Here is a 25,917-nt window from a genome sequence, read left to right on the forward strand (position 1 = left end):
GCGCCACGGCGCCACGGCCAGACCGCTCGTCGGCGGTGGGAGACGACGAGGGCCCGGGCGGTTCGTGCTCCCGGGCCCTCGTCGCTCACCGACGCGATGCGTGCGGCAGGACCCTGCCTCAGACGCTCCGGACCGCCAGGGCGACGTTGTGGCCGCCGAAGCCGAAGGAGTTGTTGAGGGCCGCGATGTCGCCCTCGGGCAGTCGCTGAGCCTCGCCCGTCACGACGTTGAGGGGGATCTCCGGGTCCTGGTCGTCGAGGTTGATGGTCGCAGGCACGAGCCGGTGGTGGATCGACTGGATGGTGATGACCGCCTCGAGCGCCCCGGCAGCGCCGAGCAGGTGACCGGTCATGGACTTGGTCGCCGTCACCGAGAGGGCCTCGGTGTGGTCGCCGAACGCGCGCTTGATGGCGTTGTACTCGGCTACGTCCCCGACGGGCGTCGAGGTGGCGTGCGCGTTGATGTGGATGATGTCGGTCAGCGACAGGTCGGCCCGCTCGACGGCATACCGCATGGCGCGGGACGCCCCGGAGCCGTTGGGCTCGGGAGCCGTGATGTGGTGCGCGTCGGCGGACATGCCGACGCTCGCGAGCTCGGCGTAGATGCGAGCACCGCGGGCGCGGGCGTGCTCCTCCGACTCGAGGACGATGACGGCCGCCCCCTCACCGAGGACGAAGCCGTCACGGCCGGTGTCGTAGGGACGGGAGGCCTTCTCCGGCTCGTCGTTGCGCGTCGAGAGCGCCTGCATGGCTGCGAAGCCGGCGATCGGCAGAGCGTGCACTGCGGCCTCGGTGCCGCCGGCGACGACGACGTCGGCACGCCCGGTGCGGATCATGTCGATGGCGTAGCCCATGCTCTCGGCACCCGACGCGCACGCGCTGACGGTGGTGTGGGCGCCGGCACGTGCGCCGAGGTCGAGCGAGACCGCGGCGGCCGGGCCGTTGGGCATGAGCATCGGGACGGCGAGCGGGTAGACCCGGCGCGGGCCCTTCTCGCGCAGGTTGTCCCACTGGTCGAGCAGCGTCCACACGCCGCCGATCCCGGAGCCGATGGCCGCGCCGAGGCGCTCGGGGTCGACCTCGGGCTTGCCCGCGTCGGCCCAGGCCTCGCGGGCGGCGATGAGGGCGTACTGGCTGGAGGGGTCGAGACGGCGGGTCTCGACCTTGGTCAGGACCTCGTCGGGCCTGGTGGCGATGGTGGCGGCGAAGGTGACCGGGAGCTCGTACTTGGCGACCCAGTCGAAGTCCATGGGGCGGGCGCCGGACCGGCCGGCGAGCAGGGCCTCCCACGTCTCCGTGGCGGTGCCGCCGAGCGGCGTGGTGGCGCCGAGGCCGGTGACCACGACGCGTCGGTCGCGATTGGACGTCATGGTGACGTGCTCCTCTGGGTGGGGTCGGGTGGTGCGAGGGGTTGGTGGACGGCGATCGGGTGCGGCGGTTCGAGGCTGGCACGAGCGGCTCGTGAGGGCGTCACGCGGCGGCGCCGCCGGCCTGCAGGTCGGCGCCCGGTGGCTCAGTGCTGCCGGGCGCCGACCGGCGTGTCAGGACTGCGCGCCGGCGATGTAGGTGACGGCGTCGCGGACGGTCTTGAGGTTCTTGACCTCGCTGTCCGGGATGCGCACGCCGAACTTCTCCTCGGCGTTGACGACGATCGTCATCATCGAGAGGGAGTCGATGTCGAGGTCCTCGGTGAAGGACTTGTCCATCTCGACGGACGCGGTGTCGAGGCCGGTCTCCTCGTTGACGATCTCGGCAAGACCCTCGAGGATCTCCTGCTCGGACTGAGCCATCTGTCTACTCCTTGTGTGTGGTGTGCGTGGCGGATGTCGTTCCGTGGCCCGAATGACCCGTCGGGACCGGCGGGAGCGTGAAGGCTGCCCGGCTGGGAGGGCTCAGGGCAGCACGACGACCTGGGCGGCATAGACCAGTCCGGCGCCGAAGCCGATCTGGAGGGCGAGACCGCCGCTCGGGATCTCCTTCTCGGCGAGCATGCGCGTCGTGGCGATCGGGATGGAGGCGGCCGAGGTGTTGGCGGTGGTCACGATGTCGCGGGCGACGGGGATGTCGGCCGGCAGCTTGAGCTGCTTGACCATCGCGTCGATGATCCGGATGTTGGCCTGGTGGGGGATGAAGGCGTCGAGGTCGTCGGCCTTGATGCCCGCCTTGTCGATGGCCTGCTGGGCGACGGGCGCCATGCCCCACACGGCCCAGCGGAACACGGTCTGGCCGGCCATCCCGATGGCGGGCCAGACGTTCTTGTCGGCCTGGGCGGACTGCCAGGACTCGCGTACGTCGGTCCACGCCTGCTTCTGGGTGATCGCGTCGCGCTGGGTGCCGTCGGAACCCCACACGGTCGGGCCGATGCCGGGGGTGTCGCTCGGGCCGATGACGCAGGCGCCGGCACCGTCGCCGAAGATGAAGGCGCTGCCGCGGTCGTAGGGGTCGGTGAAGTCGCTCAGCTTCTCGACGCCGACGACGAGGACGTAGTCGGCCGAGCCGCCCTTGACCATGTCGCTCGCCATGGCGACGCCGTAGCAGTAGCCGGCGCACGCAGCGGAGATGTCGATGGCAGGCGCGGTGGAGCCGAGGCGCGAGGCGAGCTCGGGCGCGGCGGCGGGCGTCTGGTACGGGTGCGTCACCGTGGCCACGAGGACGAACCCGATCTGCTCCGGTGCGATGCCGGCGTGCTCGATGGCCTGCCGCGAGGCGGCTTCGGCCATGTCGATGACGCTCTCGTCATCGGCCGCGAAGTGGCGGCTGATGATGCCGGAGCGCTCGCGGATCCACTCGTCGCTCGAGTCGATCTTGTCGACGATCTCGGAGTTCATGACGACGCGCGCGGGACGGTAGGCGCCGACGCCCAGGATCCGCGAGTGGCGCAGGGCGCCGTTGTCGACGAGGGTGCCGGTGCCCTTGGGCGTCGGCACGGTGCTGGGGGAAGTCACGTGAGGCCTTCTCGAGGGTGAGGGTTCAGGTGGGTGGAGCGGCGCTCGGCGAGTGCGACGACGGGGTCACCGCCGCGCAGCACCTGCTTCGAGCGTGCCCCTGCCGGGGCTGCCGCGCCAGTCAGGGGCCGTGCCATCAGGCCGTGTGGGTCTGGACGAGGGTGCGGGCGGCGTCGAGGTCGTCGGGAGTCTTGACGGCGAGCGTCTCGACGCCCTTCATGGCGCGCTTGGCGAGGCCGACCAGGGTGCCGGCCGGGGCCAGCTCGATCAGGCCGGTGACGCCGAGGGCCAGCATCGTCTCCATGCACTGGTCCCAGCGCACCGGGTTGCTCACCTGGCGCACGAGGCGCTGCAGCGCGTCGGGACCGTCGGCCACCGTGGCGCCTTCGGCGTTGGACAGCAGCCGTAGGTGGGGGTTCGCGGGGGTGATGTCTGCCGCGGCGGCTGCCATGGCGTCGACTGCCGGGGCCATGTGCCGGGTGTGGAACGCTCCGGCGACCTGCAGCGGGATGACGCGGGCCTTGGCCGGCGGCGTCTCCCGCAGCGCCTCGAGCTGCTCGAGCGTGCCGGCAGCGACCACCTGCCCGGCGCCGTTGACGTTGGCGGGGGTCAGGCCCTGCGCCTCGAGAGCCGCGAGCACCTCGTCGGGGTCGCCGCCGAGCACCGCGGTCATGCCGGTCGGCGTGACCGCGCTCGCCTTCGCCATGGCGCGACCGCGCGTCGCCACGAGCGAGATCGCCTGCTGGTCGGTCAGCACCCCGGCCAGGGCGGCGGCGGTCAGCTCACCGACCGAGTGGCCGGCGAGCACCGCACCGGTGGCGTCGAGCTCGTCGCGCTCGGGGAACAGGGCCGAGGCGGTCACGAGGCCGGCAGCGACGATGAGCGGCTGCGCGACCGCCGTGTCCTTGATGGTCTCGGCGTCGGACTCGGTGCCGTGCGCGACGAGGTCGTGCCCGGCGGCCTGGCCGAGGGCGGTCAGCTGTTCGCGGACGCCGTCGAGCTCGAGCCACGGGGTGAGGAAGCCGGGGGTCTGGGAGCCCTGTCCGGGGCACACGATCGCTAGCACGACTCCAACCCTTCCTGCTCGAGGTCGCCGACCCCGCCGTCGAATGTCACGAAGTCGTCTCGGATAGTTTGGAGGTTTCCTCCAAGAGCCCGGTGGTGCTGGGCGTGGACAGGCGCGCGAAGGAGCCCCCGGGCGACCCCACCGTCGAGCTCGCGAGCGAGCCGGCGCGTCCGGTTGCGGCGGCGCTCGGCGGCGGAGTGGTACCGGCCCCCGCGAGGCGGCCGAGCGAGAGGCCGACGCGCACCGTCCAGGCCTCCCTGGGGACCGTGAGGTCGTAGCCCGTGGCGTCGCAGATCCGGCCGAGCCGGTAGCGCACGGTGTTCGGGTGCACGAACAGGCTGCGGGCCGTGGCCTCGAGCGCCCCGCCGCTCTCGAGGTATGCCGTCGCGGTCGTGAGCAGGGCTGCGTGGCTCGCCGAGGCGAGCGGTCGGTGGACGCGGTCGACGAGGAGGCGTCGCGCCTGCGGGTCGCCGGCGAGGGCGCGCTCGGCCAGCAAGGCGTCGGACTCGACCACGCGAGGAACCTCGGGCCACGCGGCGGCGGCCGAGAGCCCGCTCAGCGCGGCCCGGGCCGAGCGGCCGGCCGCGAACAGGTGCGGCACCGTGGGCCCGAGCACGATGGGGCCGGGACCGAAGCAGTCGGACACCTCCTCGACCACCCGGAGCGCCTCACGGGTGCCGCCGAGGATCGCGATGAGCCGCGAGCGCTGCACGATGGCAAGGGCTTCCACGCCGTGCTGGCGCACCGAGCGCCGCAGGTCGTCCACCGCCGGCACCGTGCCGCCGACCACGGCGGGGGTGGTGCCGACCACGAACGTGACGTCGGCGACGTCTCCCCACCCCAGGGCGCTGGCGCGGGACTGCATGGAGTCGTCCGCCTCGCCACGCAGCACGCCGTCCACGACGAGCGCCTCGAGGCGGGCGTCCCAGGCGCCTCGGGCCTCGGCGGCCCCGGCGTAGACCTCGGCCGCCGCGAAGGCGATCTCTCGGGAGAAGCGCAGCACGGACTCGCGCAGCAGCTGCTCGTCGCCGGGTCCGGCGAGGCTCTCCACCCGCGACTCCACGACGTCGACGACGGTGCGCACGAGGTCGAGGGTCTGGCGCAGGCTCACCGACCGGGTCAGCTCCTGCGGCGCGTTGGCGAAGATCGAGATGGCCGACGGCGGGTGGCTCTCCTCCTGGTGGAACCACGCGATGAACTGCGAGATCCCCGCCTGGGCCACCAGGCCGACCTGGGAGCGCTCCTCCGCCGACAGCTCGCGGTACCAGCGCAGGTGCTCGTCCATGCGCTGGGAGGCGAGGGTCGCGAGCTCGCCGGCGCTGCGCTCGACGGCCCGTGACGTCGCCTCGCTCGGATGCCGCCGCTGGTCGCTCACCGGGCCAGCCTAGGGCTGGTCGGTCGCAGAGTTTGTATGCCGCTCACAAACGGCCCGCGCGCGGTCGCCCGTCCCGGCTACGCCGGGTGCCTCGGAGGTGCGGCGTTCGGCCAGCCGTGCGGCCAGGTGCCAGGAGTGCGAGCCGCACCGCGCACCTCTGGGGGAGGCGCGCACCCCTGTCTCCGAGGTGCGCTCACCACCCCGATCGAGTCCCGGCGGGCAGATCAGTGCGCCGACAGGACGGCAGTGCGGCCGGCATACGTCCTCGGGCCGTCGAAGTGCGGCAGCGTGTCGGCCAACGTGGGCGCGAAGGTGGCCAGATAGGCGCGAGCGGCGGCGTGGTCGGGGAAGGTGGCGCGGGTCTCGATGTCGCGCTGCACGACGTGCTCGAAGTGACGTCCGAGGACCTCGGCCGCGTTCTCAGAGCTGAACTGCGTGACGAGCGGCTCGCCGCCGGCCGCGCGCAGCAGGTCGGCCAGGTGCTCGCGGCCGTTCGTCGCGACGAAGAGGTGACCGCCCTGCCGCAGCACCCGGCGCAGCTCGGCGAGCGTCCGGTCGAGGTCGGGGACGTGGTAGAGCATCCAGGCAGCGACCGCGCCGTCGAACGAGCCGTCGGCGAAGGGCAGCCGGTCGGCCGGTGCCACCTCGGCGGCGACGCCGAGCGCGCGGGTGGCCTCGACCATGGCGGGGGACAGGTCCGTCGCGACGTAGTCGGTGCCGGGCGCCTCCTCCAGGACGGAACGAGCGAACTTCCCTGTGCCGCAGCCGACCTCGACGACGCGCCGCGCCGCCGACGACACGACGAGCGTCCGCAGCACGTCGACCGGCGACACGCCGTCGGGGCCCGGTCCCCACACGCTCCTGCGTGTCTCCAGCCGGTCGACGCTGGCGTACTGGGTCCCCACGTGCTCACGGTCGGTCATCTCGCGCATCGGTGGACCCTATCGGGGCTACCGGCGCGACGATGCCTTCCCGCGCCGGAAGAGCTCGGCGAGGTGCACCCGACGGCCGGTGATGACCAGCGCCCTGCGGTAGATCGTCGAGGCGAGCCAGATGCAGCCGAGGCAGGCCAGGGCCGTGAGGAGCAGCGAGAGGACGAGCTGGTAGACCGGCACGTCGCCCGCACCCCAGCGGATGGGCATCGTCAGGGGTGCGGTGAGGGGGAAGAGCGACGCGGCGACGCTCCACACCGAGCTCGGGTTGCCCAGGACGACGACGACGCCGAGCAGGTAGCCGGAGATGATCAGCACCGTCACGGGCAGGACGGCGCTGCCGGCCTCGGTCACCTTGTCGACCAGGGCCCCTCCCGCGGCGTAGAGGAAGGCGAAGAGGCTGAAGCCGAGGAAGAACCACGTCAGGGCGAGTGCGACGTCCGGTGCGGCGAGGGCGGGCAGCCACGACGAGCCCGTCGCCGAGGCGCCCACGAGCATCGGGACCGCCAGGACGAGCAGCTGCATCGTGGCGACGGTCGCCACGGACAGCACGGTCCCCACCAGGACCTGGCTCGGTCGCAGGATGGCGAGCAGGACCTCCGAGATGCGCGTCGCCTTCTCCGTCGCGACCGTCATGGCGATGACCTGGCCGCTGAAGAGCAGGGCCAGGTAGAGGACGAGGCCCACCGCGAAGCCGACGTTCGCGCGGCCCTGGTTCTGCGTGGGTGCGACGATCACCTGCTGGGGCGGCCGGATGGAGCCGAGCTGCGACAGCTGGTCGCCGGTGAGACCGAAGCCGGTCAGCATGCGCGCGGTCTCGAGCCGGACGAGGGCCTGGGCGACGATGCCGGGGAAGGCGCCCGCGTTGCGCTCGGCGACGTACATCCGGTTCCCCACGATGCCCACGGTCGCGTCACCGTGCTGCACCGCGTCCTTGACCGCGGCCTCGTCGGCACGTTCGACGTATGCCGTCCGGAAGCCTCCGTCCTTGGCCGCCGCGCTCACCGTCGTGCTCAGCGCCGCAGGGGCGGGCCCCACGGTGGCGAGCGTGTACGTCGCCGGACCGCCGGCGATGAGCTTGGGGACCACGACGGCGGCGATGGACAGCAACAGGAGCAGGAGCGTCACGACCTTGAAGGTCTTGGAGCGCAGCTGCTCGCGCAGCCCACGGCCGTAGACCAGTGCTGTCCCGTGCCACCAGCTCATCGGGCCCTCCCGGGGGTCGCCTCGGCGGCGAGCGCCTGCTCCGCCCCGCCCGTCGTGCGAGCGCCCGCGTCGGGTGTCACCGCCTCGAGGAACAGCTGGGAGAGCGAGGGCAGGTCGAGGCCGAAGTCGTCCACGGGGCCGGCCGCCCGCGCGGCGTCGAGGACCGTCAGGGGGTCCGTGCCGCGGGGGATCGCGATGCGGACCTCGTCGGCCTCCTCGCTGACCACGGTGGCGCCGGGGCAGCGGTCGAGCCAGCGCCGATCGGCGGCATGCACGCTGACGCGCAGCTGGACGCCCGTCGAGGCCGCGCGCAGGGCCGAGAGCGGACCGCGCAGGACGATCCGCCCCTCGTCGACCATGAGGATGTCCTCGCACAGGTTCTGGACCAGGTCGAGCTGGTGGCTCGAGAAGAGCACGGTGCAGCCGGCGCGGGCGCGCTCGCGGAGGCTGTCCGAGAGCTCCGCCACCGCTACCGGGTCGAGCCCCGCGAACGGCTCGTCGAGGACGACGACCTCCGGGTGGTGGACGAGGGCGGTCGCGAGCTGGAGCCGCTGCTGCAGGCCACCCGAGAGCTTGTCGGTGCGCTGGTCCCACCGGTCCGTCAGGCCCAGCTCGTCGAGCAGGCTGCGTGCGCGGATGGTCGCCTCCGTCCTGGACAGCCCGTGGAGCCGGCCGAAGTAGACGACCTGCTCGCCGACCGGCATGCCGGGGTAGAGGCCGCGCTCCTGCGGCATGTATCCCCAGCGCTGCCGCGCCTCGCTGTCGACGGGGCGGCCGTCGTGGCGGATCTCGCCCCTGTCGGGCGCCAGCACCCCGAGCATGATCCGCATGAGGGTGGTCTTGCCCGCGCCGTTGGGCCCGAGCAGACCGGTGAGGACGCCGGGCGAGATCTCGAAGTCGACTCCGGCGAGCGCCACCCGCTCGCTGTAGGAGTACGCCACGTCGCGGACCTCGAGGGCCATGCCTCAACGCTAACCCCGGCCATTCCCGGACACGGGGCGATCGAGGACCCGTGTGACGGGAGCCTTCCGTCGGCGCGGACCGTCGGGCCGCGCCCGACGCTCAGTCGGTGCCGAACTCCATCGCGGCGCGGTCCAACGCGTCGTCCTGCTCGTCGACGTCGATCGCGGCAGGGTTGGCCGAGATCGCGGCTGCGCCGCCCGGGGTGAGCTCGCCGACCAGGTCGTGCGCGTCGGAGCCGAGCAGGCCCTGGGCGGCATACAGCTCGAGCTTGGCGCGCGAGTCGGCGATGTCGAGGTTGCGCATCGTCAGCTGGCCGATGCGGTCGACCGGGCCGAACGCGGCGTCCTCGGTGCGCTCCATCGACAGCTTCTCGGGGTGGTAGCTGAACGCCGGGCCCGAGGTGCTGACGATCGACCAGTCGTCGCCGCGGCGCAGGCGGAGCGTGACCTCGCCGGTGACCGCCGAGGCGACCCAGCGCTGGAGCGACTCGCGCACCATGAGCGACTGCGGGTCCAGCCAGCGGCCCTCGTAGAGAAGGCGGCCGAGCTTGCGGCCCTCGGCGTGGTAGTTGGCGATCGTGTCCTCGTTGTGGATGGCGTTGAGGAGGCGCTCGTAGGTGATGTGCAGCAGCGCCATGGCCGGGGCCTCGTAGATGCCGCGCGACTTCGCCTCGATGATGCGGTTCTCGATCTGGTCGCTCATACCCAGGCCGTGACGGCCACCGATGCGGTTGGCCGCGTCGACGAGGGCGACCGCGTCTGCATACTCCGTGCCGTTGACGGCGACGGGGCGGCCGCGCTCCCAGCGGACCGTGACGTCCTCCGTCTCGATGGCGACGGACGGGTCCCAGAACTTGACGCCCATGATCGGCTCGACGACCTCGATCGACTCGTCGAGGAACTCGAGGGTCTTGGCCTCGTGCGTCGCGCCCCAGATGTTGGCGTCGGTGGAGTACGCCTTCTCCGCGGAGGCGCGGTAGGGCAGGTCGCGCGCCGTGAGCCACTCGGACATCTCGTGCCGGCCACCGAGCTCGGTGACGAAGTCGGCGTCGAGCCACGGCTTGTAGATGCGCAGGCTCGGGTTGGCCATGAGGCCGTAGCGATAGAAGCGCTCGATGTCGTTGCCCTTGAAGGTCGAGCCGTCGCCCCAGATGGAGACGCCGTCCTCCTGCATGGCGCGGACGAGGAGCGTGCCGGTGACCACGCGGCCCAGGGGAGTCGTGTTGAAGTACGTCTTGCCGCCGCTGCGGATGTGGAACGCGCCGCACGCGATGGCCGACAGGCCCTCCTCGACGAGCGCGGCCTTGCAGTCGACGAGGCGGCTGATCTCGGCGCCGTACTGGCCGGCGCGACCGGGGACGGAGTCGATGTCGGGCTCGTCGTACTGGCCCAGGTCCGCCGTGTAGGTGCAGGGCACGGCGCCCTTCTCGCGCATCCACGCGACAGCAACAGAGGTGTCGAGGCCGCCGGAGAAGGCGATGCCGACACGTTCACCGACGGGGAGCGAGGTCAGGACCTTGGACATGAATGTAAGTATATGCATAGGCGCGCATACCTATCCAATCGCCTCCGAGGTCCTGAGGTGCCCGGCACCGGGGATGCGTGTGGCCCGGTCCCAGGAGCGGGACCGGGCCACACGGCATACGTCAGCGGGAGAGGGTCAGCTCTCGCCGCCCGCGTTGCCGGAGGTACCGGCCGTGACGTCGTCGAGGCGGTACTTCTCCGCGGCGCGACGCGGGACGTCGGCGTCGACCTTGCCCTCCTTGGCGAGCAGCTGCAGCGTCCGCACCGCGACCGACGGGCCGTCGATGTGGAAGAAGCGGCGCGCTGCCGGGCGGGTGTCGGAGAAGCCGAAGCCGTCGGCGCCGAGCGAGGCGTAGGTGCCGGGGACCCACTCGCGGATCTGGTCCTGCACGGCCCGCATGTAGTCGGACACGGCCACGACCGGGCCCTCGGTGCCCTGGAGGCACTGCGTCACCCAGGGCACGCGCTTCTCGGCGTCGGGGGAGAGGAACTCCTGCTCGTCGGCGGCCAGGCCGTCGCGGCGCAGCTCGTTCCACGAGGTCACCGACCACACGTCGGCGGCCACGCCCCAGTCGTCGGCGAGCAGCTGCTGCGCCTCGAGCGCCCACGGCACGCCGACGCCCGACCCGAGGATCTGGGCGCGGGCCGGCTCGTGCGTCCAGCCCTCGGTGTTCGCGGGCGCGATCCGGTGCATGCCACGCAGGATGCCCTCGACGTCGACGTCGTCCGGCTCCTTCGGCTGCTGCAGCGGCTCGTTGTAGACGGTGAGGTAGTAGATGACGTTCGACTCCTCGGGCGTCTTGCCCTGGCCGTACATCCGCTCGAGCCCGGCCTGGACGATGTGCGCGATCTCGTACGCGTACGCCGGGTCGTAGTGCACGACGGCCGGGTTGGTCGCGGCCAGCAGCGGGCTGTGCCCGTCGGCGTGCTGCAGTCCCTCACCGGTCAGGGTGGTGCGACCGGCCGTGGCGCCGATGAGGAAGCCGCGGGTCATCTGGTCGGCGGCCGCCCAGATCGAGTCGCCCGTGCGCTGGAAGCCGAACATCGAGTAGAAGACGTAGACCGGGATCATCGGCTGGCCGTGCGTCGCGTAGGACGTGCCGGCAGCCGTGAACGCCGCGACCGAGCCGGCCTCGTTGATGCCGAGGTGCAGGATCTGGCCGCTGACGTTCTCGCGGTAGGCGAGCATCAGCTCGGCGTCGACCGGCGTGTAGTTCTGCCCGTTGGGGTTGTAGATCTTGATCGTCGGGAAGAACGCGTCCATGCCGAACGTCCGCGCCTCGTCGGGGATGATCGGCACGACCCGCTTGCCGAACTCCTTGTCGCGCAGCAGGTCCTTGAGCAGGCGCACGAACGCCATCGTCGTGGCGACCTCCTGCTTGCCCGAGCCCTTCTTGACCTGGGCGTACGCCTCGTCGCCGGGCAGCTTGACCGGCTCGAAGTCGACGCGGCGGCTCGGCAGCGTGCCACCGAGCTTCTGGCGACGGTCGACCGAGTACTTGATGACCTCGCTGTCGGCGCCGGGGTGGTAGTACGGCGGCTGGTAGGGGTTGGCCTCGAGCTGCTCGTCGGTGATCGGGATGCGCAGGCTGTCGCGGAAGGCCTTGAGGTCGTCCAGCGTCATCTTCTTCATCTGGTGCGTGGCGTTGCGGCCGGCGAAGTGCGAGCCCAGGCTGTAGCCCTTGATCGTCTTCGCGAGGATGACGGTCGGCTGGCCGTTGTGCTCGCGCGCCGCCTTGTACGCCGCGTAGACCTTGCGGTAGTCGTGGCCGCCGCGCTTGAGGTCCCACCACACCTGGTCGTCGGTCCAGCTCTCGACCATCTTGGCCGTGCGCGGGTCGCGACCGAAGAAGTGGTCGCGGACGTACTTGCCGTCGTTGGCACGGAAGGTCTGGTAGTCGCCGTCGCTCGTGGTGTTCATGACGTGCACGAGCGCCCCGTCGCGGTCGGCGGCGAGCAGCGGGTCCCACCCACGGCCCCAGATGACCTTGATGACGTTCCAGCCGGCGCCGCGGAAGAACGCCTCGAGCTCCTGGATGATCTTGCCGTTGCCGCGCACCGGGCCGTCGAGCCGCTGCAGGTTGCAGTTGATGACGAAGGTGAGGTTGTCGAGCTCCTCGTTGGCCGCGAGCTGCAGCAGGCCGCGCGACTCGGGCTCGTCCATCTCGCCGTCGCCGAGGAAGGCCCACACGTCCTGCTGGCTGGTGTCCTTGATGCCGCGGTTGTGGAGGTACTTGTTGAACTGCGCCTGGTAGATCGCGTTCATCGGGCCGATGCCCATCGACACCGTCGGGAACTCCCAGTAGTTGGGGAGCAGCCGCGGGTGCGGGTAGGACGGCAGGGCCTCGATCTTGCCGTCGACGAGGTGGCTCTTCTCCTGGCGGAAGCCGTCGAGCTGCGCCTCGGACAGGTGGCCCTCGAGGAAGCTGCGGGCGTACATGCCGGGGGAGGCGTGGCCCTGAAAGTAGATCTGGTCGCCGCCGCCGGGGTGGTCCTTGCCGCGGAAGAAGTGGTTCATGCCCACCTCGTAGAGCGTCGCGGCGCTCGCGTACGTCGAGATGTGGCCGCCGACGCCGATGCCCGGCTGCTGCGCGCGGTGCACCATGACCGCGGCGTTCCACCGGATGTAGCGGCGCATCTCGCGCTCGATCTCCTCGTCACCGGGGAACCACGGTTCGCGCTCGGGCGGGATGGTGTTGATGTAGTCGGTGGCCGTCAGGGACGGGACGCCGACCTGCTGCTGGCGCGCACGCTCGATGAGCTTGAGCATGATGTAGCGCGCCCGCGTCCGGCCCTTCTCGTCGAGGACGGCGTCGAGGGAGTCGATCCACTCCTGCGTCTCGTCCGGGTCGATGTCCGGGAGCTGACTGGGGATCCCGTTGAGGATCGGTCCGGCCTCGGATGCCACGTCGTGGGTCCTTTCTCGTCGCGAGGCGGCGCCCGCGGCCGGTCGGCCACGGCGCTGCACCCATCCATCCTCTACCCAACGGTGGCGGCCGTCACAATTGGGTCCCTCCCGCGGTCCGCTCTGCTACGGCATACGCCCCGCCGGGGTGCGGGCGAGGGAGGGCCGCGAGGGCGTATGCCGTCCGCCTCCTCGGGCGCCCGGGCCTGCGCCTTTGGGCGCGGCGTCTGCATTGTCCCGACCCGAGCCCGCCTTGCGCGATAGCGTCGGAGCCAGTGCACTGATGTCGTGGCACGTACTGCGGCGACAGGGCGCGAGAGCGCCACCAGCCAGCGACGATCGAAGGGACCGGTGACAGTGAGCGAGACCGCGGGAGCGGCGTCCTTCAGCAAGCTCGGATTTGCCAAGGGGCAGGTCATCCAGGAGTTCGGCTATGACGACGACGTCGACGACGACCTGCGGTTCGCTCTCGAGGACGTCATCGGGAGCGAGCTCGAGGACGAGGAGTTCAACGACGGCGCCGACGGGGTGATGATCTGGTACCGCGACGGCGACGACGACCTCGTCGACCTCATGGTCGACGGCCTCACGAAGCTGTTCGACCAGGGCTTCATCGTGCTGCTCACCCCCAAGGCAGGGCGCCCGGGCCACGTGGACGCCAGCGTGGTCGAGGAGGCCGCGTCGACGGCCGGCCTCATCACCGGCGGGCAGGTCAACGTGGCTGCGGACTGGGCGGCCACGCGCCTGATGCCGCCGAAGGGCCCGCGCCGCTGACCGAGCCGCGCGTCGCGGCGTCGTCGAGGGTGCCTGTCGGGGTGCCTGTCGAGGGTGGCGCACGCCCCCGGGCAGTGATGTCACACTTGCCGCCATGACCAACGCGCACCCGACCGACACCGGAGTCCAGGCGTCCGCGCCGCTCCGCGTCGGCGAGCCCGCCCCCGACTTCACCCTGGTCGACCAGTACGGCGTCGACGTCAGCCTGTCGGCGGTGCGCGGCATCAAGAACGCGGTGGTCGTCTTCTACCCCGCGGCGTTCTCGGGGATCTGCCGCGGTGAGCTGCGCGAGATCCGCGACGGGCTCGAGGACTTCCAGGACGGCGACATCCAGGTCTTCGCCATCTCGTGCGACTCCATGTACACGCTGCGCGCGTGGGCCGACGCCGAAGGGCATTTCTTCCCGCTCCTGTCGGACTTCTGGCCGCACGGTGAGGTGGCCCGGCGCTACGGCGTCCTGAACGACGAGGACGGCTTCGCGCTGCGGGGCACCTTCCTCATCGACCGGTCCGGGACCATCGTGTGGACCGAGGTGCGCGACATCGGGCACGGTCGCGACTTCACGGCCTACCGGGAGGCGCTGGCGAGCCTCCGCGCGAGCTCGCCCGATGCCGTAGGCTGACCGCCGCCTGCCGGTGACTCCTGGTCACCCGGCGCATCAGGGGCCTGTAGCTCAGTTGGTAGAGCACCGCGTTTACACCGCGGGTGTCGTCGGTTCGAGCCCGGCCGGGCCCACGTGGACGATCCCGCCCGCGAGCACGAGCACCACGACCTGCGTCTTCGCGACGTCGTCGCGGCGCTCGAGTCGCTCTACCCCCTCGACAGCGCGGCCGACTGGGACCGGGTGGGCCTCGTGACGGGCGACCTCGACCAGCCCGTACGCCGCATCCTCCTTGCCCTCGACCCCACCCTCGCCGTCATCGACGAGGCCCGCGAGTGGGGCGCCGACGTGCTCGTCACGCACCACCCGCTCCTGCTCCGCGGGGTTCACTCGGTCGCGACGACGAGCGCCAAGGGCTCCTCCGTCACCGCGCTCGTGCGCGCCGGGGTGGCGCTCTGGGTGGGTCACACCAACGCCGACGTCGCCGAGCCGGGTGTGTCCACCGTGCTCGCCAACGCCCTCGGCCTGACCGACCAGCGCCCACTCTCCGGTGAGAACGCCGGCCGGGTCGGCGACCTGGCGGCACCCGTGAGCCTGGCCGAGTTCGCCGACGCCGTGGCCGCGGCGCTGCCGGCGACAGCGGGCGGCATCCGCGTCAGCGGCGACCCGGAGGGAACCGTCCGGACGGTCGCCGTGATGGGCGGCACCGGCGACGACCGCTTCGACGACGTGCGGGCCAGCGGCGCCGACGTCTACGTCACCGCCGACCTGCGTCACCACCCGGTCCTCGAGGCCCGCGAGGAGGCACGTGGTGGCCGGCCGTACCTCATCGACGCCGGGCACTGGGCGACCGAGTCGCTGTGGCTCGAGAGCTGCCGGGAGCGCCTGCTGGCGACGCTCGGCGAGCTCGCGGCAGCGACTAGGGTCGAGGCCAGAGTCTCAACCCAGCGCACCGAGCCGTGGACGTTCGTCGTCGGTGCCAATGCCGCGCAGCCCGACCGCGCGGTCCCCCCAACCGGAGGTGTGTCCTGAAAGCCGACCCGTCCCGCCAGTGGCGCCTGCTCGACCTGCAGGCCATCGACACCCGGCTCGACCAGATCAGGCACGCGAAGGCGACGCTGCCCCAGACGCCCGCCCTCGAGGCCGCCCGTCGCGAGCTGCAGACCCTCGAGACGCAGATCGTCAACGCCCGCACGGCCGCCGGCGACGTCCAGCGCGAGCTGACCAAGTCGGACCAGGACGTGCAGCTGGTGCGCGACCGGGCGGCGCGCAACCAGGCCCGCCTCGACGCCGGACACGGCAGCGCCAAGGACCTGCAGGCGCTCCAGCACGAGCTCACCTCGCTGGCCCGGCGGCAGGCCGAGCTCGAGGAGCTCGAGCTCGAGGTGATGGAGCGTGCCGAGACCCTCACGGCGCGCGTCGCCGAGCTCGAGGCCCGCCGTGCCGAGCTGGTCGAGCGCGTGCAGGGGCTCGAGACCGAGCGCGACGCCGCGCTGACGACCCTTGACGCTGAGGCCGCCACGGTGGGTGCGGGGCGGGCCGACATCGTCGCCGGCATCGGTGACGACCTCGCCGCCCTCTACGAGAAGATCCGCGCGAGCAGCGGTGGCCTCGCCGCGGCCGAGCTGCGCCACCGCCGGTGCGGCGGCTGCCGCCTCGAGCTGAACAACGTCGACCTCGACCGCATCCGCAAGGCGCCGGAGGACGAGGTCGTGCGCTGCGAGGAGTGCCGGCGGATCATGATCCGCACGGGAGAGTCCGGCCTGTGAGCGGCCGGTGAGCGCCGCCTCCCGAGGCTCCGCCCGCCGGCTCGTCGTCGAGGCCGACGGTGGCTCCCGCGGCAACCCCGGTGTCGCCGGCTACGGCGCCCTGGTGCGCGACCCCTCCACCGGCCGCGTGCTCGTCGAGCTCGCCGAGCCGCTCGGCACGGCCAGCAACAACGTCGCCGAGTACTCCGGCCTGCTCGCGGGACTGCGGGCGGTGATCGACATCGACCCCGGTGCCGGCGTGCGCGTGAAGATGGACTCCAAGCTCGTCGTGGAGCAGATGTCCGGGCGCTGGAAGATCAAGCACGAGGACATGCGGCGCCTCGCGCTCGAGGCGCGTGAGCTGTGCACGCAGATCTCGCGGGCCGGCGGCAGCGTCGACTTCGAGTGGGTGCCGCGCGAGAAGAACAAGGACGCCGACGCCCTGAGCAACGAGGCCATGGACGGCAAGAGCGTCCACCGCGTCCTCGTCGCGCACGACGCGGGCGACGGGGCCGGCTCCGGCACCCCCGCCGAGCAGCCGGGCGAGCGCGAATCCGGTGAGCCGCGCGGCGGGCCGCTGCGGCTGCTGCTCGTCCAGACCCCCCTCGAGGAGGCGTCCACCTCGAGGATCGTTGCGGCCGTGCGGCGCCTCGTCGGTCCGTCCGCCGCGGTGGTCGGATCCGACGAGATCCTCGCCGGTCGCCTCGCGGGCGAGCTCGCTGCGGCGCTGGGGTCCACCGCCGCGACCTCGCGCGAGTGGTCGGGAGAGGCGCCGGGCGACGGCGTCGACGAGACGGTGCGGACGGCATACCGCTCGCTCGTGGCTCGCGGCGGCACCGTCGTGGCGCTGACGAACCGGCGAGGCGTCCTCTCGGTGCTCAGCGACGTCCTCGGCACCCCGCCCGAGAGGTTCTGGGCGCTGGCGACCGCGCCCGGGAGCCTCACAGCCGTCGAGGTGTGGGAGGACGGTTCCGCCTCAGTCGCTTTCACCAATCGGACCGACCATCTCGCCTGACGGACGCTGTGCGATATTCGGTCCATGAGCTATGCCGGTGACGTGACCCCCGAGCAGGCCTGGACGGCCCTGCGCGACGAGCCCGGTGCGGTGCTCGTCGACGTGCGCACCCGGGCCGAGTGGTCCTACGTGGGATTGCCCGACCTCGCCGAGATCGGCAAGGAGCCGGTCCTCATCGAGTGGCAGACCTACCCCGACGGCCGCGTCAACGACCGCTTCACCGCGCAGCTGGAGGCGGCAGGGGTCGCCAAGGACGCGCCCGTCTACTTCCTGTGCCGCTCCGGCGTGCGATCCGTCTCGGCGGCGACGACGGCCACCCAGCAGGGGTGGTCCCGGTCGCACAACGTCCTGCACGGCTTCGAGGGCCCGCACGACGAGACCCGCCACCGCACCGTCGCCGGCTGGAAGGTCGCGGGCCTGCCGTGGGTGCAGGGATGAGCGCCGAAGCGAACCAGCCGAACGCCGACCCGTCCGAGCGGTCCGGGAGCACCTGGCGACCGGACACCGTCGCGGTGCGAGGCGGCTTGTCCCGCAGCAACTTCGACGAGACGTCGGAGGCCATCTTCCTGACCTCCGGCTACGTCTACCAGACCGCCGAGGACGCCGAGGCCGCGTTCAAGGGCGACGTGGACCGCTTCGTCTACTCCCGCTACGGCAACCCGACGGTCACGATGTTCGAGGAGCGGCTGCGCCAGATCGAGGGCGCGGAGGCGTGCTTCGCCACCGGCTCGGGCATGTCCGCCGTCTTCGTCGCGCTGGCGGCGCTGCTCGGCAAGGGCGACCGCGTGGTGTCCTCGCGCGCGCTCTTCGGGTCGTGCTTCGTCATCCTCGACGAGATCCTGCCCCGGTGGGGCGTCGAGACGGTCTTCGTCGACGGGGCCGACCTCGACCAGTGGCGTGCGGCGCTGTCCGAGCCGACGACCGCCGTCTTCTTCGAGACGCCGAGCAACCCGATGCAGGAGCTCGTCGACATCGCCGCTGTCACCGAGCTGGCGCACGCGGCCGGTGCGAAGGTCGTGGTCGACAACGTCTTCGGCACCCCGGTCTTCTCCAAGCCGCTCGAGCTCGGCGCCGACATCGTCGTCTACTCCGCGACCAAGCACATCGACGGCCAGGGGCGCACCCTCGGCGGCGCGGTGCTCGGCCCCAAGGAGTTCGTCGACGGCCCGGTGCAGAACCTCATGCGCCACACGGGGCCCTCGATGTCGCCGTTCAACGCGTGGGTCCTCGTCAAGGGTCTCGAGACCCTGTCGCTGCGCGTGGAGCGGATGGCCGACAGCGCCCTGGAGGTGGCGCGTTTCCTCGAGTCGCACCCCAAGGTGACGCGCGTCGTGCACCCCTTCCTCGAGTCGCACCCGCAGCACGACCTCGCCAAGCGCCAGATGGCCGCGGGCGGCACCGTCGTCACCTTCGAGCTCGACGGCGGCAAGGACGAGGCCTTCGCGCTCATGAACGCGCTCGAGGTCATCGACATCAGCAACAACCTCGGTGACTCCAAGTCGCTCATCACGCACCCGGCGACGACGACCCACCGGCGGCTCGCCCCGGAGGCCCGCGCGGCCGTCGGCATCACCGACGGGGTCCTTCGCGTCTCCATCGGCCTCGAGGACGTCCGCGACCTCGTCGACGACCTGGCCCGCGCCCTCGGCTGACCTCGCCAGGAGCCTCTCTCCTCGCGGTTCGAGGTGATACCGGTCGCGGAACTCTCCCGGGATCACCTCGAACCCGCAGGAGGTGGCTCCCGATCGAGGTGATACCGGTCGCGGAACTCTGCCGGGATCACCTCGAACCGGCAGGAGGCCCGAGGCTCGATCAGGAGGTCGCGGCGAGGGCGAGGGTCGCTGCGCTGACGGCGAGGACGGCGCAGAGCAGGCCGGTGCGGGCGATCCGGCCGGGTTCGACCGACAGGTCGGCGGAGCGGCAGCGGGAGGCCCACAGCAGGGTGGCCACGGATCCCCACATCGTGACGATCGGCCCGGCGTTGACGCCGACCAGCAGCGCCGCCAGCCGGGTGGCCGAGTCCGTCACGGTGGGCTCGAGCGCGAGGTAGGCGGGCAGGTTGTTGATCGCGTTGGAGGTGAGGGCACCGACGCCGCTGACCCGCAGCAGGGCCACGACGCCGCTGCCGTGCCCCACGACGGTGCGCAGCCACTGCTCGAGGCCCAGCCGAAGGGCGGCGTCGACCACGACGAAGAGCACGCAGATGCCGATCACGGTCAGCCACGGCAGCCGGATGCGGCGGAGCAGCTCGGGGGCGCGCCAGTAGGTCGCGGCCAGGAGGACCACGGCCGCAGGCAGGGCCGCGAGGGCCGGCTGGATGCCGACGACGAACGCCGGCGCGAGCAGCAGGCACACGCCGCCGCTGATCTGCATCAGGAGCCGGTCGTGCGGGGAGGCCGGCGGTGGCGTCGAGTAGGTGAGGCGCAAGTCGCGATGGTGCAGCAGCCACAACACGGCCACCGTGGCGAGGATGGCCGCGAGTGCCGGCCATGCCATCAACCGGATGTAGTCGAGCGTGCCGACGTGGAGCTCCGCAAACGGATGCAGGGCCAGCAGGTTCGTGAGGTTCGAGACCGGCAGCAGCAGGGAGGCGGTGTTGGCCAGCCACAGCGTCGTCATGGCGAAGGGCAGTGCCGGGGCGCGCACCTGGCGCGCCACCGTGATGGCGACCGGCGTCAGCAGCACGGCCGTGGTGTCCAGGCTCAGCAGGACGGTGCAGGCGACGGCGAGCCCGACGATGAGCAGCCACAGCAGCACGACCCTGCCCCTGGCCGCACGCGCCGCCCGGTGGGCCAGGGCATCGAACAGACCGGCGAGGTCGCAGATCTCCGCGACCACCGTGATCGCGACGAGGAAGACCAGGATCGGGGTGACGCGCTCGACGAGCTGGCCGAGGTCCACGACCACCTCAGGGCCTCGGCGTCGTGGCGAGCTGCCACGGACGGCCGGCGCGGACCGGGGCAGTGAGCTCGACCTCGAACCGCCCCGACAGGCGCTCGGCCAGGGCCTCGGGCGTTCGCGGAGCCTCCGCCTGCACGAGCTCCCGCGTCACGAGGCCGCGGGTGTGCTTGGCCATGTGCGAGGCGCCGGGGACGGTGACGTGCACCCAGCGCTCGGCGCGCTCGCCGGTGGGACGCCACACGGAGGCATACGTGCTCGACCGGCAGTCGACGACGAGCTCGCGCGGCTTGACCGACTCCTCGAACGCGGCGGAGACCTCCCGACGCCACTCGTGCGCCAGGTGGCCGACGCCGGGGAGGGCGCTGCAGATGTTGACGCGGTACGCGGGGATGCGGTCCGACAGCCGCAGGGCGCCGAAGAGGGCCGAGACCACGACCACCCACCGGTTCGCGCGTCGCTTGGCGGCGGCGTCGAGGGAGTCGAGGTCGAGCGCCTGGTAGAGCACGCCGCTGTAGACGTGCGAGGCGGTCGCCGTGGGCGCCGTCAGCAGCCGGGTGTTGCGCTCGAGGTCGTCGACGAGGTTGGGGTTGACCTCTAGGCGCGCCGCGGCATCGGGCTCCGTGCTCAGCCGGGCCACCGTCTCGAGGACCGACTCCCGCAGTGGTGTCAGCTCCGGGAAGGACAGCGAGGACAGGTCTAGCGGGCGTCCGCGCCGTGGTGGGAGCTTGCCCTCGGACGGCGGGAGCAGGATGAGCACGGGGGCCAGCCTAGGCAACCAGCCGACCGATGTCCGCTTGCTCCCGCGTGTCGGGACCCGCAGGGAGGACAGGCGCGCCCCCGGGCGGCCCCGTGGCCGCGTGCATAGGGTGGCGCCATGGCCAAGCGACACATCGTCTTCCGCCCGGCAGCGCAGCCCGGCGGGGTGGCACAGCAGCTCGCGGAGCGCTTCGAGGCGGTGCGGCGCGAGTTCGAGGTGCCCGACCGGTTCCCGCCCGACGTGGTGGCCGAGGCGGCCGCTGCCGCCGGTGCGGCGGCGCTCCCGGGGCGGGACGAGACGGCCGTCCCGTTCGTCACCATCGACCCGCCGAGCTCCATGGACCTCGACCAGGCGATGTCGATCGAGCGCCGGGGCGACGGCTACCGCGTCCGCTACGCGATCGCCGACGTGCCGGCGTTCGTGCGGGCCGGGGGAGCGGTCGACGCGGAGGCCCGGCGCCGCGGCCAGACGGTCTACTGCCCCGACGAGCGCGTCCAGCTGCACCCCGCCGAGCTCAGCGAGGGCGCTGCCAGCCTGCTGCCGGACCAGGTGCGGCCGGCCTTCGTCTGGGACATCACGCTCGACGCAGACGGGGAGGGCACAGCCGTCGAGGTCTACCGGGCCCTGGTGCGCAGCGTCCGCCGCTACGACTACGAGCAGGTGCAGAAGGAGGTCGACGCCGGCACGGCCGAGGAGTGCCTCGTGCTGCTCAAGGAGGTCGGCGAGAAGCGCGTGCTGCTCGAGCGCAGGCGTGGCGGCGCGAGTCTCCCGATGCCGGAGCAGGAGGTCGAGGAGGACGAGCACGGCGCCTTCCGCATCTCCTTCCGTCCGGTGCTGGCCGCGGAGGACTGGAACGCCCAGATCTCGCTGCTCACGGGCATGGGGGCGGCAGACCTCATGCTCCGCGGCAAGGTCGGCATCCTGCGCACCATGCCTCCGCCGGAGCCGCGCGACCTCGCCCGTTTCCGCCGACAGGCAGCCGCGGCCGGTGTGTCGTGGCCCGAGGGCCTGGCCTACGGCGAGTTCCTGCGCACGCTGGACCGGACGAACCCGCGGCACCTCGCCCTCATCCACGAGGCGACGTCCCTGTTCCGCGGCGCGGGCTACACCCCGTTCGACGGGACGGCGCCAGAGCAGCCGCTGCACGCGGCCGTCGCCAACCCGTACGCCCACGTCACCGCGCCGCTGCGCCGTCTGGTCGACCGCTTCGGCCTGGTGGTCTGCGAGGCGCTGTGCTCCGGGCAGGAGGTGCCGCAGTGGGTCCGCGAGGCGCTGCCCACGCTGCCCGACCTCATGGCGACCTCCGACCGTCGCACCAACGCGGTCGAGCGCGCGTGCACCGACGCCGTCGAGGCAGCCGAGCTGCGGCCCTACCTCGGGCGCACCCTCGATGCGGTCGTCGTCGACGAGAACGACAAGGGCGTCGTCGTCCAGCTGATCGAGCTCGCCGTCGTGGCGAGGGCGGCCGGGCGCGCCACGACGGGCGAGACCGTCGCCGTACGCGTCGACGCCGCGGACGTCTCCACCGGCTCGCTCACGCTCACGCTGGTCTGACGCCTCCCGCCGTCGAGCGGGTGCGTATGCCGCTGAGCCCGGTGGCCGCGTACGCCCTCGGGCCTCGTGGGTGAGGGGTTCAGGGGGCGGTCGGGCCGGCTTCGGCCGGCGCCGTCGCCGTACCCGAGGCGCCGGCGGGCGCCGGCGTGCCTGACGGGGTCGGCTGGGGGTTCGAGGCCGACGGGGTGACCGTCGTCGGCGGAGGGCTGTCCATCGTCGTGGACGGCGTGATCGTGCCCGTGGGCCCGGTCGCGGCACCGGAGGTCGACGGCGTGGTGCTCGGCGAGGTGGCTCCCGTGTGGGCGGGCGCCGAGCCGCCCGGGGGGCCGGCCGGAGAGCGATCCGGGGCGGGCACACGGCTCAGGGAGGTCCGGGTGCCGAGGTCCGTGCCGGTGACCTGTGCCCCCGTCGTGAGCTGCAGCACGGTGATGACGGCGGCGGCGATGGCGAAGACCGCCGCGGCCATGACCAGCAGCCGCCGCGTGGTGGCCCTGTCGAGCCGCTGCCACCAGCCGGGCCCGCCGGCGTGGTCACGCGGCGTGGCGACCCGCTCGGTCGCCACCTGGACAACGCGGCCGTCGGCGAGCCGGCGCGACCGCACGACGACCACGGCGTCGCGGGCACGCGCCATGGAGTTGGTGTAGACGTTCGCCGCGATGGCCGAGATGACGCTCAGCACGGCGGCGCCGGTGATCGTGCCGACGACGCCGAGCCGCGAGCCGAGCGCCGCAGCGGTCGCGGCAGCCAGGGAGCCGCCGAGCAGCTGGGTCAGTGACAGGTCGAGGAGCTTGGCCTTGGGACGCTGCTCGGTCTGGGTGTCCGGTGGCCCTGGGTGTGTCTCTGGGTCTGGGGGTGGCGCGGAGCCGGTTCTGGGGGTGGTCAGGTCTTCAGCTGGCTGGTGCGTCATGTTCCCGGAGTCGGTTGCGATCGTGTTCGTCCGAGGGACGAACGAACGGGAGCAGGGGATCGTTGCCGTCTGCCCTCTTTGTGACTCAGGCCACCCATCCTACCGTTCTCCGGCCGTGCCGATTCCAGTGTCCGGGCGCCGCGGTGACACACTCGGGAGCGATCACTGGAGGACCATGGACACCACCCTGCACGCAACCCCGCCCGCCGCCGCCCCCGCCGGCCCCCACGCCGTCTCCGGCGACAGCGCGCTGGCCGCGGAGGCCGCCCGCCGGCGTACGTTCGCCGTCATCTCCCACCCCGACGCCGGCAAGTCGACCCTCACCGAGGCCCTGGCGTTGCACGCCCACGCCATCGGCGAGGCCGGCGCCGTGCACGGCAAGGGCAACCGGCGCGGCGTGGTCTCCGACTGGATGGACATGGAGAAGGATCGCGGCATCTCGATCACCTCCGCCGTCCTGCAGTTCGCCTACGACGGCACGGTCGTCAACCTGCTCGACACCCCCGGCCACGCCGACTTCTCCGAGGACACCTACCGCGTGCTCGCTGCCGTCGACGCGGCGGTCATGCTCGTCGACGCAGCCAAGGGCATCGAGCCGCAGACGTTCAAGCTCTTCGAGGTGTGCCGGGCGCGGGGAGTGCCGGTCATCACCGTCGTCAACAAGTGGGACCGTCCCGGTCTCGACGCGCTCGCGATCATGGACGAGCTCTCGACGCGGATCGACCTGCATCCGATGCCGCTCACCTGGCCGGTGGGGGTCGCCGGTGACTTCCACGGCGTGCTCGACTGTGCCACAGGGGACTTCGTGCAGTTCACGCGTACGCCCGGCGGCGCCACCGAGGCCCTCGCGAAACGGATGAGCGCCGCGGAGGCGGAGCGGCTGCTCGGGTCGGTCTGGACGGATGCCGTCGAGGAGTACGACCTGCTGAGGTCCTCCGGCCACGACTACGACCACGAGCTCTTCCTCTCGGGCGCGGCCTCGCCCGTGCTGTTCGGCTCGGCCGTCCTCAACTTCGGGGTACGCCAGCTGCTCGACACGCTCGTGACGCTCGCTCCCGCTCCCGGTGCGCGTCCCGACCAGGCCGGCACACCGCGTCCCGTGACCGCGCCGTTCTCCGGGTTCGTCTTCAAGATCCAGGCCGGGATGGACCGCGCGCACCGCGATCGCCTCGCCTTCGTGCGGGTCTGCTCCGGACAGTTCACCCGGGGCATGGTGGTGACGCACGCGCAGACCGGACGGCCCTTCGCCACCAAGTACGCGCAGAGCGTCTTCGGGCGGGACCGATCGACCCTGGACGAGGCGTTCCCCGGTGACGTCATCGGGCTGGTCAACGCGAACGCGCTGCGGGTCGGTGACACCCTCTTCGCGGAGGAGAAGGTCGCCTTCCCCCGGATCCCGCTCTTCGCCCCCGAGCACTTCGCCGTGGCGCGCGCCGCGGTGACCGGCAAGCAGAAGCAGTTCCGCCGCGGCATCGAGCAGCTCGGCGAGGAGGGCGTCGTGCAGGTGCTCACCTCCGACCGGCGCGGCGCGCAGGCGCCGGTGCTGGCCGCCGTCGGGCCGATGCAGTTCGACGTCGCCAAGCACCGGATGGAGCACGAGTTCGGCGCGCCGATCCGGCTCGAGACGCTCGGCTACTCGGTGGCACGCGCCGTCCCTGCCGCCGTGACGTCCATCGTGGACAGCCGACCCGGCGCCGAGGCACTGGTCCGCGAGGACGGGATGCACGTGGCGGTCTTCGCCGACAAGTGGCGGCTCGCCTCGGTGGAGAAGGACCTGCCCCCCGGCAGCCTCACGCCCATCTTCGGCTGATTCGTCGTGATCGCACCGGTCGGGTCGTCGCTCTCGACGACCGGATGACGCCCCGCACGGCAAAGTCTCAGCCGACATTCCAGCCGCGACACGCCCGGACCCCCTACGGTGGGAAGGTCACCGTCCTGGGAGGGAACGATGTGAGCGCTGTGGTGTCCGACTCTGACGGCGTGACGACCGCCCGGCTCGCCGGCGAGATCGACACGTACACCGTCGCCGAGCTCCGCAGATCCTTCGACGCGATCGAGGTGGGGCCAGGCGGGGCGGTCGTCGTCGACCTGCGAGAGGTCACGTTCCTCGACAGCTCCGGCATCGGAGCCCTCATCGGACTCCACCAGCGCGTCGAGAGCGCACGCGGGCGGCTCCAGCTGCTCTGCACGGGCATGCCGCTGCAGCTGCTGCGGCTGATGGGTCTCGACCAGGTCATCGACGTGGTCGACACGGGCGACTGAAGCGCGCGGGATCGGTCACGCGCTCAGGATGCGGTCCACACCCGACCAACCGGAGCGGACCTCAGGAGACGAGAGACAGGTGCACCCCGACGTGCGTGTGCCTCGGGCGGGAGTCGATGACGAGCCGGTCGCTCAGGCGCTCGGCGATCCAGAGGCCTCGACCGCTCGTGGCGTCGTTGTCAGCGGCGCGCAGCCGGGGAATCGAGCCCGTACCGTCCTCGTCCTCGACGATGAAGATCAGCGAGTCCGCCGTCTCGGCGATGAGCAGGACCCCGTGACCGCCACCGTGCACGATGCTGTTGACGGCGACCTCGTGAACGGCGAGCACGGCGTTGTCCGCACGGTCGGGGATGCGTTCGTGGGCGATCGAGCGCACGACCTCCCGGACGCGACGCAGGTCATCGGGGCCGAACTCGACCCGCCCGATCTCCCTGCAGGCAGGGACCGTTGATCCTGTCACACGTGCATGCTCCCACTTCCGCGC

General features: G+C 72.1%; 24 protein-coding genes and 1 tRNA gene. 11 read left to right on the top strand and 14 right to left on the bottom strand.

The features are described from left to right. Positions 1-118: 118 nt before the first annotated feature. The 10 genes from fabF to aceE form a co-directional block, all read right to left on the bottom strand. Positions 119-1,369: a beta-ketoacyl-ACP synthase II gene (gene fabF / locus ABD241_RS04385; RefSeq protein WP_344058792.1), complete on the bottom strand. Its 1,251-nt coding sequence runs from the start codon at positions 1,367-1,369 to the stop codon at positions 119-121. 171 nt (positions 1,370-1,540) lie between these two features. Beyond that, a complete protein-coding gene (locus ABD241_RS04390; protein ID WP_142183856.1) occupies positions 1,541-1,789 on the bottom strand; it encodes an acyl carrier protein in 249 nt (82 codons plus the stop codon). Positions 1,790-1,891: 102 nt separating this feature from the next. Further along, a complete protein-coding gene (locus tag ABD241_RS04395) occupies positions 1,892-2,944 on the bottom strand; it encodes a beta-ketoacyl-ACP synthase III (protein ID WP_425580679.1) in 1,053 nt (350 codons plus the stop codon). Positions 2,945-3,080: 136 nt separating this feature from the next. Then, positions 3,081-4,010 carry an ACP S-malonyltransferase gene (locus ABD241_RS04400; protein ID WP_344058794.1) on the bottom strand — a complete coding sequence of 310 codons (930 nt, stop codon included), beginning with the start codon at positions 4,008-4,010 and terminating at the stop codon, positions 3,081-3,083. 46 nt (positions 4,011-4,056) lie between these two features. Beyond that, positions 4,057-5,385 carry a PucR family transcriptional regulator gene (locus ABD241_RS04405; RefSeq protein ID WP_344058796.1) on the bottom strand — a complete coding sequence of 443 codons (1,329 nt, stop codon included), beginning with the start codon at positions 5,383-5,385 and terminating at the stop codon, positions 4,057-4,059. Positions 5,386-5,609: 224 nt separating this feature from the next. Further along, positions 5,610-6,317 carry a class I SAM-dependent methyltransferase gene (locus ABD241_RS04410; protein ID WP_344058798.1) on the bottom strand — a complete coding sequence of 236 codons (708 nt, stop codon included), beginning with the start codon at positions 6,315-6,317 and terminating at the stop codon, positions 5,610-5,612. Between the two features lie 18 nt (positions 6,318-6,335). Then, positions 6,336-7,523 (bottom strand): ABC transporter permease, encoded by a 1,188-nt coding sequence (locus ABD241_RS04415; RefSeq protein WP_344058800.1) that lies wholly within the window; start codon positions 7,521-7,523, stop codon positions 6,336-6,338. Continuing rightward, positions 7,520-8,485: an ABC transporter ATP-binding protein gene (locus ABD241_RS04420; RefSeq protein WP_344058802.1), complete on the bottom strand. Its 966-nt coding sequence runs from the start codon at positions 8,483-8,485 to the stop codon at positions 7,520-7,522. Before ABD241_RS04420 ends, ABD241_RS04415 begins: the two co-directional genes overlap by 4 nt. Before the next feature lie 100 nt (positions 8,486-8,585). Beyond that, positions 8,586-10,010 (bottom strand): argininosuccinate synthase, encoded by a 1,425-nt coding sequence (gene argG / locus ABD241_RS04425; protein WP_344058804.1) that lies wholly within the window; start codon positions 10,008-10,010, stop codon positions 8,586-8,588. 135 nt (positions 10,011-10,145) lie between these two features. Next, a complete protein-coding gene (gene aceE, locus ABD241_RS04430; RefSeq protein ID WP_344058806.1) occupies positions 10,146-12,917 on the bottom strand; it encodes a pyruvate dehydrogenase (acetyl-transferring), homodimeric type in 2,772 nt (923 codons plus the stop codon). A gap of 354 nt (positions 12,918-13,271) precedes the next feature. Here aceE and ABD241_RS04435 point away from each other — a divergent pair, with 354 nt between their 5' ends. The 8 genes from ABD241_RS04435 to ABD241_RS04470 all read left to right on the top strand — a co-directional run bounded on the left by ABD241_RS04435 (position 13,272) and on the right by ABD241_RS04470 (position 18,704). Continuing rightward, positions 13,272-13,688, top strand: coding sequence for a DUF3052 family protein (locus ABD241_RS04435; RefSeq protein ID WP_142183838.1), 417 nt, complete (start codon positions 13,272-13,274; stop codon positions 13,686-13,688). A gap of 94 nt (positions 13,689-13,782) precedes the next feature. Then, positions 13,783-14,310, top strand: coding sequence for a peroxiredoxin (locus ABD241_RS04440; protein ID WP_344058808.1), 528 nt, complete (start codon positions 13,783-13,785; stop codon positions 14,308-14,310). Positions 14,311-14,350: 40 nt separating this feature from the next. Beyond that, positions 14,351-14,423: transfer RNA gene (locus ABD241_RS04445), tRNA-Val, on the top strand. A gap of 1 nt (position 14,424) precedes the next feature. Then, a complete protein-coding gene (locus ABD241_RS04450) occupies positions 14,425-15,321 on the top strand; it encodes a Nif3-like dinuclear metal center hexameric protein (protein ID WP_344058810.1) in 897 nt (298 codons plus the stop codon). Next, positions 15,249-16,058 (top strand): zinc ribbon domain-containing protein, encoded by an 810-nt coding sequence (locus ABD241_RS04455; protein WP_344058812.1) that lies wholly within the window; start codon positions 15,249-15,251, stop codon positions 16,056-16,058. Before ABD241_RS04450 ends, ABD241_RS04455 begins: the two co-directional genes overlap by 73 nt. A 7-nt stretch (positions 16,059-16,065) precedes the next feature. After that, positions 16,066-17,052 (top strand): reverse transcriptase-like protein, encoded by a 987-nt coding sequence (locus tag ABD241_RS04460; RefSeq protein ID WP_344058814.1) that lies wholly within the window; start codon positions 16,066-16,068, stop codon positions 17,050-17,052. A 24-nt stretch (positions 17,053-17,076) separates the two neighbouring features. After that, positions 17,077-17,490: a rhodanese-like domain-containing protein gene (locus ABD241_RS04465; protein WP_344058816.1), complete on the top strand. Its 414-nt coding sequence runs from the start codon at positions 17,077-17,079 to the stop codon at positions 17,488-17,490. Next, positions 17,487-18,704 (top strand): O-succinylhomoserine sulfhydrylase, encoded by a 1,218-nt coding sequence (locus ABD241_RS04470; RefSeq protein WP_344058818.1) that lies wholly within the window; start codon positions 17,487-17,489, stop codon positions 18,702-18,704. Before ABD241_RS04465 ends, ABD241_RS04470 begins: the two co-directional genes overlap by 4 nt. A gap of 160 nt (positions 18,705-18,864) precedes the next feature. Here ABD241_RS04470 and ABD241_RS04475 read toward each other — a convergent pair whose 3' ends face one another. Next, positions 18,865-19,953, bottom strand: a complete 1,089-nt coding sequence (locus ABD241_RS04475) for an SLC13 family permease (protein ID WP_344058820.1) — start codon at positions 19,951-19,953, stop codon at positions 18,865-18,867. A gap of 7 nt (positions 19,954-19,960) precedes the next feature. Continuing rightward, positions 19,961-20,710, bottom strand: coding sequence for a YaaA family protein (locus ABD241_RS04480; protein WP_344058822.1), 750 nt, complete (start codon positions 20,708-20,710; stop codon positions 19,961-19,963). Positions 20,711-20,827: 117 nt separating this feature from the next. On the opposite strand from ABD241_RS04480, the gene ABD241_RS04485 reads away from it, so the two are divergent. Then, on the top strand, positions 20,828-22,264 hold the full coding sequence (locus ABD241_RS04485; RefSeq protein WP_344058824.1) for an RNB domain-containing ribonuclease: 1,437 nt from the start codon (positions 20,828-20,830) through the stop codon (positions 22,262-22,264). Between the two features lie 79 nt (positions 22,265-22,343). Here ABD241_RS04485 and ABD241_RS04490 read toward each other — a convergent pair whose 3' ends face one another. Beyond that, positions 22,344-23,171 carry a hypothetical protein gene (locus tag ABD241_RS04490; RefSeq protein WP_344058827.1) on the bottom strand — a complete coding sequence of 276 codons (828 nt, stop codon included), beginning with the start codon at positions 23,169-23,171 and terminating at the stop codon, positions 22,344-22,346. A 175-nt stretch (positions 23,172-23,346) separates the two neighbouring features. On the opposite strand from ABD241_RS04490, the gene ABD241_RS04495 reads away from it, so the two are divergent. Together ABD241_RS04495 and ABD241_RS04500 are read left to right on the top strand one after the other, a co-directional pair. Beyond that, complete coding sequence (locus tag ABD241_RS04495; protein ID WP_344058829.1) at positions 23,347-24,981, top strand: peptide chain release factor 3; 1,635 nt, start codon at positions 23,347-23,349, stop codon at positions 24,979-24,981. A 44-nt stretch (positions 24,982-25,025) separates the two neighbouring features. Continuing rightward, positions 25,026-25,433: an STAS domain-containing protein gene (locus tag ABD241_RS04500; RefSeq protein ID WP_344058831.1), complete on the top strand. Its 408-nt coding sequence runs from the start codon at positions 25,026-25,028 to the stop codon at positions 25,431-25,433. A gap of 61 nt (positions 25,434-25,494) precedes the next feature. Here the strand turns inward: ABD241_RS04500 and ABD241_RS04505 are convergent, their stop codons facing one another. Beyond that, complete coding sequence (locus tag ABD241_RS04505; protein ID WP_344058833.1) at positions 25,495-25,893, bottom strand: ATP-binding protein; 399 nt, start codon at positions 25,891-25,893, stop codon at positions 25,495-25,497. Positions 25,894-25,917 lie beyond the last annotated feature (24 nt).

The sequence above is a fragment of the Terrabacter lapilli genome (assembly GCF_039531305.1).
Lineage (GTDB): Bacteria > Actinomycetota > Actinomycetes > Actinomycetales > Dermatophilaceae > Terrabacter > Terrabacter lapilli.